Here is a 12,519-nt window from a genome sequence, read left to right as displayed (position 1 = left end):
GCTGATATTGGCTGCTGCAGCCGTAGCCGGCTGCAGCACCGAGTCCGATTTTTTTTACGTGCTCGAGATCAGAAATGATTTGCAGGTGGCTGTCAGCTACTGCGATAGCTATGAACTGCCCGAGTGCAAACTTGAAATAAAAAGCGGGGAAAAGGCCAAAAAGTTCTATCATGCGAGATCGACGAAGGACATGGAGGACCCCACTGCGTACGATCCGGTGAGAATAAACTTATGCGGCAAGCCCGTGGAATTTAAGCTGATTCGTACGATATCTCCGCTAATTCCGAGAGATAGTCATACTTATGAAGTCGTAATTGATGAGAAGGTGTATGGCGAGTTTTGCCCTCGGCAGCCCCTACTGAATTAATTGACGAAAGTAGCTGGCACCACTGATCATCAATTGAGGGCGGAAGGGCTGTATATCACGTATTTGTGCACAATTGATGATTTGAAAAAAAGTAGAATGGGAGCGTTCGAAAGTGCGGTTATTGAATTTGTTCGGAGCCTAAGCGAAGCGCGGCGAAAAGAGCTTTCTGAACTGTTTATTAATTCCCATGCTTCGTGGACTTGGTATGCGGAAGTAATTGATCGTTACGACTTAAGGGATTCCACAAATCCAATTATTGTCGATTTGGAGGCTCGCTTTCCTGACGACCTGATTTTCAGATTTATAGAATCGGACTTTGATGGTCCTGTGTTTGAGGCCGGCCTTTTTCTTCGCGAGTCCAAGAAGATGGTCCTTGAGGCTATCCAGCAGCGTCAGAAGGAAGACTGATGGCTGAGTTGATAGGTTTGTGTGGCGCAGGTTGTGGTTCGGTGCACGTCTGTCATTTGGACAGACGATGCGCACTTTAAATCGCTTAATGCATCCTGCAATGCATTGGGGAGCTTTGGGGGAGGTAGGCCAGCGGTGGAATGGACTGGCTGGCCGTTTATTTGTTTAAGTCGGGACAGGTGAAAATGAATGCAGGTGCGATGGCAATGTTATTAGGTTCTCTTTTTTTTCCCCACGAGACGGAATATCGGTGGCAAGGCTATCCGATAGTCAGGGATACGCTTTACGCCGTTAAGATGGTGAGTACTCTTGCGCCAAATATCCCAATTCCAGAGCGCGGTGGGACGAGAGTTTTGGAAAGAGAATACCATGTGGTGGCGATTGACTTGACCGGCGAGAAGAAAAATCCGGCTTCGACCATTCATCGATTACAACCTGCGCACCCGGTAGGCAAGGATCATCTAAATCAGGCGTTTGGCTACTATGAATATATTGAGCTTGAGAACGGTACTCTACCGGTCCTATGGGGAAATAAGGAGTTAAAAGACAGGCTGTTGCAGGCCGAAGGCGTCGATTGTTCTAAGAGCGAAATTCGCAATATCCTTTATGATCACCAAGATTCCCGCGTCCTGTATTTGTATTGCAAAAGAAAAGAGATCGCCTATCGAATCGAATTACCGTCGATGAATGCGGTAGCCATTCCGCTGGGTGCCGTGGCCGGTTTGCCGTCGGACGACATGCCAGGTTTTTTTTCCGCGCCGGGGCAAAAGAAGATATTTGTCAATGTGAATCGCGGGGCATATGAAGTAGAGATTGGATCAAACAATAAGGCCGCGAAAATTGAAAACATCGAATATGATTCTTATGGACCCAAAAGAAGGTCTGCAAAGAGCTTGATTGGTGTGGCAGATGGTTTGCGTATTTACCAACTGACCCAACTTCAGGAAAAAACTGCGCAGCTGTCGATTGAAAATGATCAACAGGCTCCCCGGGTGTATTCACTGCCCGCGGTATTTGCGACCAAGGGCGCTAACCAAGCCGTCTATTTGCCAAGAAACAATTTGGTGTTGTGGGAAGTGATGGGGGAAGTGGCCCATAAGACGGTTATTTATACCCTTAATCTGGACTCTGGTGCCATGCAAAGAGCGGAAGTAAAGACAGTGGAGTAAACCTATATGCGCCCGAAGGCGCGCGGCACGGCAAACACGGGGCGCGCCAGGGCTTCAACCAGTTCGGCTACGACGGCCGCGGCAACCGCACCGCCTCGTACGACTTGAACAACCCGTCCGGCCACCGCATCGAAATGCGTTACGACGGCCTGGGCCGCGTGCAGTCCGTGACCCAGTGGCGCCGTGTCAACGGCAGCTCCGTGGACGTCGCCACCACCAGCTACCGCAGCTACGACGTGTTCGGCAACCTGATCGCGGAAACCGACGGCAACGGCAAGACCAAGCAAAGCCAGTTCGGCGGCTTTGCCCAGCTGCGCCGTGCCATCGACGAAGACGGCCGCGTCACCAGCTACACCTACGACGACTTCGGCCGCGAAACGTCGCAGACCAGCGTCAGCGGCAAGAATATCCGCCGCGCCTACGACGAGGCCGGCCACCTGGTCGAGATCCTTGACCTGGCCACCGGCGTACGCACCACTTACGGCTACGACATCATGGGCCATCCAGCACTAATAGAAGTAATGGCGCATCGATGAAAAAGCGATACGCGAACCCTGCAACTGAGGAAGAGAAGAGTCAGTTCTTTGGTAAATCGGATATTTAATGGAAAATGCGATGAAACAATTATCAGATGAGGTTCATGCTGAGATTGTTGCCCTATGCAAAGAAGGCGACGATTTAGTGAAAACTGGGGAGCTTCCGGCAGCAAAGAGAAAGTATATTTCTGCGCTCGACTTGCTCCCGGAGAATCATCGTGAATGGGATGCGGCTACGTGGATTTACGTCGCAATTGGTGATGTGAATCTAAAAATGAAAGATATTGAAAGGGCATTTCGATGCTTTTTCAACGCTGTCCAATGCCCGAACGGACTTGGTAACCCGTATATTCACTTAAGGCTTGGACAAATTTATTTTGACCAGGGATCTTTAGATAAAGCAGCTGATGAGTTAACTCGAGCTTATATGGGCGCCGGCTTGAAGATATTCATGGAGGATGATCCGAAGTATTTAGATTTCTTGGAAACAAGGATCGAGATTTGATGCCTTGTTCGATCTCCACGTGATTGAAATGGATGACTGATCAGCTCAGATCAGTCAACAAGTAGCTAGTAGGAAAACGAGGTCGAAGATGTAAACTTATGTGCGTTGATGTCTACGTCGATCCTCCGTTCCGACGTTATGTTGGGTCGGAGGATAAGGGAGTTGAATTGCTCTTCGATGACGAGAAGATATTAGATATCCAGATTTTCGTTCAAGACTCCGATTCGATGCAATTTCAGTGATGAGCTTCCATTTGGAATTAAGTGGCGTATGAGTGATAACGACATTCATACGTTGTTGGGGGCACCTGATAAACGAGATGCTGTTGGAAGCCGTTATACGGTGCTTGCTACGATCACTCAAACGTCGTACGTTATTTACGCATCCAGAAGCTAGACTTCAGCGGGCTGCCTGGATCATTGCTAGTGAATAAAATGTGAAGTGTCGTGCGCCTGAGCAGGCGCCGGCTCCGCGCTCCGCTGAACTGTACCGTTCGCTAGTTCCCCCCGGTGTCAAAATAGTTGTCGCTCCGATAGATCTGAGAAAATGGGGGCGATAACAGGAGTGAGAAGTGGCACGGTACGGACAAGAATTCAAAGACAAAGCGGTGGCGCGATTGCTGCCACCGGAAAGTGCATCGATCAAGGATGCGGCCTTGTCGGTGGGCGTGAGCGAATCGACTTTGGAGCGCTGGCGCAGCGAGGCGTTGGCGAATCCAGCGCAACGCCGCGAATGGACGCCCGCCGCGCGGTTTGAAGCGGTGCTGGCGACATCTGCCATGGACGAGGCCAGCAAGGGTGCCTGGTGCCGCAGCAACGGCGTATATCCGCACGAGCTGGCGGTATGGCGCGAGCAGGCGATCAATGCGCTGGGCCAGCCGGGAGAAAAACGTTTGAGCGCAGCGGAAGCCAAGCAGGACAAGCGCCGCATCAAGGAGCTTGAGCGCGAGGTGCGCCGTAAGGACAGGGCATTGGCCGAAACTGCAGCCTTGCTGGTGCTATCAAAAAAAGCCGAGGCGATCTTCAGCAAGTACAAGGCCGAGGACGAATGATCGGCCTCGAAGATCGCCAGGCTCTGGCCCTGGAAATCCAACAAGCTTGCCAAGCCGGTGCCCGCTTGAGCGAGGCATGCGCGGCGGTCGGGCTGAGCGCTCGCACGCTGCAGCGCTGGCAGGCAAGCGGTGGATTGGTAAGCGGCGATCGTCGCCCGACGGCGGTACGCCCCATGCCATCGCATGCGCTGACGGATGATGAGCGCGCGGCGGTGTTGGCAGCTGCGAATGAACCACGCTTTGCCGACATGCCGCCGGCGCGCATTGTTCCCATGTTGGCCGATGAGGGCATCTATCTGGCCAGCGAATCGACGTTCAGCCGCATCTTGCGTGCCCATGGCCAAGTGCGTCATCGCGGCCGTGCCAAAGCACCTCGTCAACAACGGCCGCCGACCACCCATGTCGCTACTGCACCCGGCCAGATGTGGTGCTGGGACATGACCTACTTGCCGGCTGTAGTGGCGGGCCGCTGGTTCTACCTTTACCTGATCTTGGATCTCTATAGCCGCAAGATCATCGGCTGGGAGGTGCATGCCGAGGATGATGCCGACCACGCCAGTCATCTGGTGCGGCGCACGGCTTTGGTCGAGGGTGTCGCTATGCGCCACAACAAGCCGGTGCTGCATGGCGATAACGGCGCCACGCTGAAGGCGACCACGGTGCTGGCCATGCTGCATTGGCTGGGCATTAAGCCATCGTACTCGCGCCCACGTGTGAGCGACGACAACGCCTTCGCCGAAGCGTTGTTCCGTACCGCGAAGTACCGTCCGGAATTCCCTTCCAGTGGCTTCGCAGATCTGGCCGACACACGAGACTGGGCAGCCCGCTTTGTGCAGTGGTACAACTTCGACCACCGGCATAGTGGCATTCGCTATGTTAGTCCGGCGCAGCGACATGCGGGACTGGATACTGCCATTCTGGCAGCGCGGCATCGCCTGTATCTGTCCGCCCAGGCTCGCCACCCGGCTCGCTGGTCGGGCCATACCCGCAACTGGACGCCATGCGACGCGGTCACGTTGAACCCCGAACGGGATCTCGTCGTTTCCGTCGCTGCGAAGGAGATTCAAACTCAGCAAATTGCTGCTTGATTCAGGCGACAACTACCTTGACACGCGCCGGTTCAGGTGAGGCCGACTAGCCAGCACACCGAAGGCGCATTCCGGGGGCAAAGTCCAGGCCCTAGCAGGACTGGGTGTGGATGTGGCCCCGTGGGGACGAAGGGTGAACTGACGGCAAACAACGTGGCGGCCAGTGTGAGCTTCAATGCCCAGGGAGTCGTCTTAGCTGGTCGCGCGAGCTGCATGCGCTGGAAGGTGTGCGGTCACGACAAACACAGGGTCGCGCCAGGGCTTCAACCAGTTCGGCTACGACGGCCACGGCAATCGCACCGCCTCGTACGACTTGAACAACCCGTCCGGCCACTGCATCGTGACCAAGCAAAGCCAGTTCGGCGGCTTTGCCCAGCTGCGCCGCGCCATCGACGAAGACGGCCGCGTCACCAGCTACACCTACGACGACTTCGGCCGCGAAACGTCGCAGACCAGCGTCAGCGGCAAGAACATCCGCCGCGCCTACGACGAGGCAGGCCACCTGGTCGAGATCCTCGACCTGGCCACCGGCGTGCGCACCACTTACGGCTACGACATCATGGGCCAGCGCGTGAAAGAGGAGACCACCGGCGTGGTCGACTTCGAAAGCGCCACCCATAACCGCATGCTGGCCTACCGCTTCGATGAACTGGGCCGCATGACGTACTGGAAGGACAGCGTCACCGGCCTGGAAGAAACCATCAGCTACGACGAAGTGGGCAACCAGGTGCGGGTGCAAGGCAATGGCGGCGGCACCAGCGTCGACCATGGCACCGACTTCGATGGTGCAGGCCGCGTCATCGCGCTGCGCAACAGCAATGCCGTGGTGGGCCATTACACCTACGACGCCGCAGGCCGCCGCAGCACCTACACGGCCGGCGGTGTGGTGACCACCTACACCTACGACGACCATAACCGTCCTGCCACGGCGCTCAGCGTCAAGCAGCCCGATGCCTACGCCGTGAGCGAAAGCGACCTGCGCTTCACCGATCACGAAGACGACATGGGCAATCCGGTCTACACCAGCGTGACGGTACGCGAGGCGCTGCAGGCGATTGCCATCGTCCAGTACCGCGATGCGAACCGCTGGGCCAAGATCGCGCAGGACAACGGCATTGTCGATTTCGATGCCGATGCCTTTGCGACCCTGAGCGGCCGTACCCTGCAGCTGTCGCGCGACGAAGAGCTGATCTGGCAATACGACGTTGCAGGCAACAACACGCTGTTCATCGAGAAGCGCGATGGCGTGACCTGGTCCACTGCAACCAAGACCTACGACCAGTCGAACGGCAACCTGACCAGCAACACCAACACGCTCAAGAAGCTCGACTTCGATCCGAACGCGCTGCCGATCACCGGCCACCTGTTCGACCTGCGCCGCATGAGCGCAGCGGAAGCCATCCACAAGGGCTACAGCCCGGCCGGATGGGTCAAGACCGAGAGCGAAAGCCAGGAACTCTCGCAGCAGTACAACGCGGCGGGAAAGGTCAGCAAGACCACCATGCGCACGGTGACGCCGAAGTCGACCAAGACTTACCAGTACACCTACGACTACTACGGCGATGGCCGCGAGCGGTCGATCCGCGCCTTCGGCGATGCCAGCGGCAACGCGACCTTCACCTACAACGCCAACGACAAGCTGGTGATGATGAACCAGGGCCGCGGCGATGGCCAGGACCGTGACGAGATCTCCCGTTACGTCTACGACAACGACGACCACATCGTCGCCAAGTGGCACGACAACGGCAAGGACGGCGCGCGCGACCGCATCGACTATGTCTACGCCCAGGGCAATCCGGTGGCCGAAACCGGCACCGCGATCCAGGGCGGCGCGTACACCGCGATCGATACCAAGAACTACGCACTGTTCGAGAACTACGGCAAGGACTTCCCGGGCGGCACGACCTCCAGCTACACCGTCAAGGGCGGCGAGACGCTGCAGGGCATTGCCAACACCCTGTGGGGCAATCCGAGCCAGTGGTACGTGCTGGCCGAGGCCAACGGCCTGTCCGGCACCGAGGAGCTGAAGGCTGGCCAGGTGCTGGTGGTGCCGTCCAACGGCAAGTCCGAGCCGATCACCTCGCAGACCCACAAGACCTACAACGAGAACGAGATCGTCGGCAGCAAGCTGCCGAACCTGAAGTCGCCACCGCCGAAAGGCAAGAAGTGCGGCGGCTTCCTGCAGATCCTGGTGATCATCGTTGCCATCGTGGTGACGATCTACACCGCGGGTGCGGCAGCTGGCCTGATGGGCGCGTCGCTGTCGGCGACTGCCAGCGCAACCACCTTCAGCGCCGGCCTGGCCGTGCTGGGCGGTGCTGGCGGCATGGCCGGCCTGGGCGCGGCCATGATCGGTGGCGCCATCGGCTCCATCGTCAGCCAGGGCGTTGGCATGGCGGTCGGCATTCAGGAACACTTCAGCTGGAAGAGCGTGGCCATGAGCGCTATCGGCTCCGGCGTGGCAGCCGGCATCGGCGGCACAGGCGTGTTCAACCTGACGCCGTCCACCGCGATCAATACCGGCCTGACGGCAATGGCATCGAACGTGGCAACGCAGGGCATCAGCATCGCCTTCGGCCAGCAGAAGAACTTCAACTGGCGCTCGGTGGCTGCATCCGGCGTCGCAGCGGCCGCCAGCTCGGCGGTCGGCGACCTGCTGAAGAACGTTGATATCGCCGGCAGCGATGCCGCCAACGAGTTCCTGCGTAAGACTGCCAAGTCTGTGACATCCAGCGTGACCACCCAACTGGTCGAAACCGGCAAGGTTGACTGGCGTTCGGTGGCAATCACCGAGGTGGGCAACTACATCAATTCGAAGGTCAACGAGAAATGGAGTACCGGCCTGTCGAATGTGCTGGCCGAGTCCGTAGTGGGCGCCGGCCTGGCAAGGCTGCGCCATCAGGATCCGCTGGCTGGCGCCATCGGCGGCGCGGTGGGCAGCATCGTCGGCCAGATGTCGCGCAGCGCATTTGCTGCGGTGGGCATCAACGCCGAAGAGGTTACGGCCGAGGGACAATTCGCCAGCTCGCGCGGCGTGGTCAATGCAGACGGCAAGATCGCAGGCACCGACATCAAGTTGCCTTGGGAGGTCGCCGGCCCAGACGGCCAACGCCTGGACAGCAACAACCTCCACAACAGCATTTTCACCGGCCAGGGCTTCAGCAGCAGCAACATCCTGGAGAACATTGTTACAGCAGTCGGTTCCGGCCTGGGCAGCGCGTTCGCGCAATGGGCGGGTCGCGATACCCGCGCAGCAGCCTCCGCAGGTGGTGGTGCGGCATCGCGCGCCTACCAGACGGACATCAAGGAGGGGACTGCAGCTGCGTTTGATAAGCTAGTCGCGGCTGACAAAGCGAAGAAAGATGCGGCGACGCAAGCGGCGAAACCTGCCAAACCGACGGTCTATAACAATAAGGCGGCCCTGTACGGTCCTACCCAGGAAGAGTTGGAGCTCGGTCAGTTGGGCTTGGCTGGGCTGCCTGGCTATATGAAGCCCGGCGCCGGTCTCAATGGCGTCCCGGCTGCGGACGTGGTAACACCTGGCGTGGATCAGCAGGCGCCACAGGGCCCAGACGCGGAAGGCACGCCACAAGCGGCAGCGCAAGAAGTCGACAAGAGCAAGATGGGCGATGATGCTTTGAAAAAAGCGCTCTCGCTTCGAAAAGAGCATCCGAACTGGACACCTGCACAAGTTGCCGAAGCAGCAAATGCATGGGGCAGGGAGGTCCTCAAACGAGAAGACGACCTGTTCACGGTGCACAAGGTTGAGCGCGGCGACACGGCGCTCGGCTTGGCTGGCGAAGCTTATGGCAAGGAAAATACCCGTGCCGGTTACGCCCTCGATACCGTGCTGAACGGTGCCCGCGGCAAGCAGGCCTGGGAGCTGAAGGAAGGCAAGGACACGCTGATGATGGCGCGTGATGTTGCGGAATCGCTGTTTAGCGATGAAGACACTCGCAAGCAATTTAGCCGCTATGCCGGCCAGATGATCGCCGGCGAAAGTGCAATTCGCATTCAAGCCCAGATCCTGGCCGAGGAGAAGCGACAGCGTGACCTGAACGCAACGAAAACCCAGCAAGTGCAGCAGGCAGCCCCTGCTCAGCAAGCGCAGTCTCAGGCTCCGGTCGCACAGCCGCGCGCCGAAATCCGGGCAGACTACAGCGCTGCCGATGCCACGGCTGTCGAGCATAACGCGGCCGTGAACGGCGCGCTGCGCGAGCAGGACAATGCCACTAACTTCGGCTCCTACCTGTATTACGGCCTGAAAGCGAAGGTAGTCGATGCGGCCTACACCGTCAAAGGCACCGCGCAGACGGCGTATGCCGACGGCGCGCAGAAAGTGGAGGTGGCGAAACGATATGTCGGCGATACGGCCACGCTGGCCGCCGCCAACTATGTCGACGTCGCTTCCAAAGTGGTACATGCAGGTGAAACCGCAGTCGCAGCATGGAACGGCGAGAAAGCCGAACGTCGCGGCAGCGCCATGCTGGACCAGTTTGTCGATACGTTGCTGGTGAAATCTGGCAACGATCGTAGCGTCCTGTTGACGAATGCCGCACCGCAAATACTTGAGGCCGGCTTGACCAAGGTGCAGGAAGGCCTGGACTACTCGATCAAGAGCAGCACCCGCGCCGCTCTGGATGTCACGCGGGCGATCGATGCGGTGATCGGCAGCGACCTCTCGAGCAGCATGAAGCAGGTGGCTGATTATGCGGAAAAATCGAAGAGCCCAGTGGCCGACCTGATGCAAAACCTCAGCGATGCGAGGGATGCAGGCGTCAAACAGTTGTACACATGGGCTGATCAGGCGGGCGACAAGTCGCCTTTGCTGGGTACTGCGATCTACACGTTAGCCAAGGTGACTGACGTGGCAAGCGACGCCACGATCGGCAGTGCACGCCTGGCCGTCGATGGCGATTACCGCCATGAGAAAGTGGAGCAGTTCGAGAAGCTGGAAGCGGTGCAGTCCACGACGCACCTGTTTGTTCAGGGCGTGCGTACTGCGGTGAACAATGCAGCCAGCGGCGCGATGGTCCTGGCCGGCGGCGTCGTTGCCGCAACCGGCAATACGGAGATGGCCGACAACATCTTCGGCGCAGCCACCGATTTGCGCAATGACGAGCGGTTCCAGCCGATCCGCCAGGATAGTTACGCAAAAGGAGTTCATATGGCCGGCAGTATTGCGGTCACCGTGGCGACGATTCCGACAGGTATTGGAGGCATCGGCTTTGGTGCCCTGCAGTCAGTCAATTCCGCCAGCACCAAGATCGAGCATGGCGCGTCGACTGAAAGCGCCCTGGCTAGCGTCGGTATCGATCTGGCTGCCATCGCTATTGGTGGTGGCTTGAACGCCACGGCTGCCGGCAGGATGGCGCGGCAAGGTGCTCCGCTCGGCGGCGCTATTGGCCGCGCAGAACAGGCCATTGGCCGCCTGATGGAGGGCGAAGGCCGACTTGCCAGCTCGCTGAATGCTCTCTCCGGGGATAAAGTCCAGGCCCTGGCAGGACTGGGGGTGGATGTAGCCGCTATGGGAGCGAAGGATGAACTGACGGCAAACGACGTGGCGGCCAGTGCGGGCTTCAATGCCCTGGGAACCATCTTGGCTGGTCGCCGCGGGCTGCATGTACCGGAAGGTCCTGCACCACGGACCGCGCATGCGGATGCTGCGCCGGATGTCTATGTAGGACGTTCGCAATCGGCGGAGGCAGATATTCCTGTCGGCTCTGCGCCACGTATAGAGCCGACGATGCCATCCCGCGTTTCGTCCGACGATTTGTTGTCGGCGTTGCCTCAGCGTCAATTGATCGAACGTCAGGCCGGTATCGCAGGACGTCGTGAGGCAGTCGCTGTTCAGGAGTCGGTGAAATTGTCTGGTTCGAGCAGTGAGTCGTTGCCACGTGTAGCGGAGCATGGTGCTTCAGTGAACAACATGGCTAAGCACGAAGCAGAAATTGTACGCCGCACGACCGCCGAAACGGTGAATGCCGAGATGGAAGCGGCGGGCATGCAGCCGGCGTGGATGAAGGGCACAGAAGTAGTCGAGCGAATCGATCCGGCCGGTACCCAGTACCGCCAGGTTGTAAGCCAGGGTCAAGCCGATGCATTGCAACGTGGCGTGCCGGCTGCGGGCAAGTGGGCCACCCGCGATCCAATTCCAAGTCAAGAATTTGCGCGTAACGACTTGGCTATTCTTAAACAGTTCAAGGACGATGTGTCTATTGAAATGACCTACGAGTCGACACAGCCCCATCACGTCCGCGACGGTGTAGTGGGGCCACTCGAAAGAGCGCCTGGTGGTGCTGGACAGGTTCAGTTCTTGGGAGAGAAGAATTTCAAAGTACTTAGTTCGCGTGAGTTGCCAGTGCACTCGCCAGTGGAACCTCCGCGGTCCGGTGCTGGCAACAGGGAAATGGATCTATTGGCGCAAGGACATGGCGACGATACTTTCGTTGGTCCTCGCAAGACTGCATTTACGGAGGACGAGATAGCGTATTACCGCAAAAAGTCACCCAACGATGCGGGACGCGATTATGTAAATACAGGAACCGGGCCGAAAGTTGATCCGGTTTATGGTTACCCAGTAACTCGCTTCCAGGCCGACCATATCATTGCATTCGACAGTATTATTCGTAGGCCGGGATTGTCAGAACTGCCGCCTGCACAGGTTCTTGAGGTTATTAACCTTAAAGAGAACTTGATGGGACTTGGAGCGTCGACCAATACGTCGAAGCAGGATAAGACTTGGGGTGAGTGGCCAGGGCATTCGAGGCTGGGGCCGGTTCCTGACGACGTCCGAAGTGCGATGTTGGCGCGGGAAGCCGCGGCTAGCACAGCAATTGACGACGCTATCTCGTCTCGCCTTGCGGCATACCGGGGAACTGTCGGCCCCGATCTGACAGCACAAGCTGGAGGCCGGCCTGGTACGCACTTTGAACGCACGGAAGGCCTCGGGAGCCATGCTTCGATCGCAGATCTGCGCGCCTCTGGTGCCCTGCCGGGAACAGAAGGCGTAATTGTTACCGATCGCACGGTTCGCTTTGGCGATATTTATGAACTGGGCACGTTAGGTGGCCGCAAGGTAGAATTCTCCCTGACGACGGAGCGCGTAGACGGAAAGCTAGTTAAGAAACTGTATAGCGGTGATGCTTGGACTAGCGCCGTGCCGCGTGATTCGCGTTTAATTGGCCATGTCCACCCGAATGAAACACCGACCCAGCAATGGCCGTCAACGCAAGACATGAATACTGTTAATGCTCGTTATTTCAGGGAAGTTGAGGTCGAACCTACTGCGCGACCAACACCGTCGCGCATTTTCTGGGGACCGGGCGATACGGACAACACGATTTTCTACCCAGGTTACGGCAAAGATCCGCATTCTGGCAAAGGAGGCTAACT

Annotated in this window: 6 protein-coding genes; all 6 read left to right on the top strand. The window is 58.0% G+C overall.

Annotated features, from left to right (window positions below):
• Positions 1-367 precede the first annotated feature (367 nt).
• The 6 genes from ACN9MW_RS29660 to ACN9MW_RS29635 all read left to right on the top strand — a co-directional run bounded on the left by ACN9MW_RS29660 (position 368) and on the right by ACN9MW_RS29635 (position 12,517).
• Entirely contained in the window at positions 368-775 is a 408-nt protein-coding gene (locus tag ACN9MW_RS29660; RefSeq protein ID WP_426165696.1) for a hypothetical protein, read from the top strand.
• Positions 776-915: 140 nt separating this feature from the next.
• Positions 916-1,944 carry a hypothetical protein gene (locus tag ACN9MW_RS29655; RefSeq protein WP_426165694.1) on the top strand — a complete coding sequence of 343 codons (1,029 nt, stop codon included), beginning with the start codon at positions 916-918 and terminating at the stop codon, positions 1,942-1,944.
• 104 nt (positions 1,945-2,048) lie between these two features.
• Entirely contained in the window at positions 2,049-2,480 is a 432-nt protein-coding gene (locus tag ACN9MW_RS29650; protein ID WP_426165692.1) for a hypothetical protein, read from the top strand.
• 67 nt (positions 2,481-2,547) lie between these two features.
• Positions 2,548-2,985, top strand: a complete 438-nt coding sequence (locus tag ACN9MW_RS29645; protein ID WP_426165690.1) for a tetratricopeptide repeat protein — start codon at positions 2,548-2,550, stop codon at positions 2,983-2,985.
• Positions 2,986-3,556: 571 nt separating this feature from the next.
• Positions 3,557-5,124, top strand: a protein-coding gene (locus tag ACN9MW_RS29640) for an IS3 family transposase (protein WP_426165688.1) whose coding sequence is annotated in 2 segments (ribosomal slippage) — positions 3,557-3,995 and positions 3,995-5,124 — 1,569 coding nt in all. Because the reading frame shifts where the segments join, the coding sequence is not laid out codon by codon here.
• Positions 5,125-5,464: 340 nt separating this feature from the next.
• Entirely contained in the window at positions 5,465-12,517 is a 7,053-nt protein-coding gene (locus ACN9MW_RS29635) for a LysM peptidoglycan-binding domain-containing protein (RefSeq protein WP_426165686.1), read from the top strand.
• The last annotated feature ends 2 nt before the right edge of the window (positions 12,518-12,519 follow it).

It is taken from the genome of Pseudoduganella sp. R-34 (assembly GCF_049904655.1).
Lineage (GTDB): Bacteria > Pseudomonadota > Gammaproteobacteria > Burkholderiales > Burkholderiaceae_D > Rugamonas.
The sequence above is the reverse complement of the archived record's forward strand: the minus strand, read 5'-3'. Positions and strand labels throughout refer to the sequence as shown.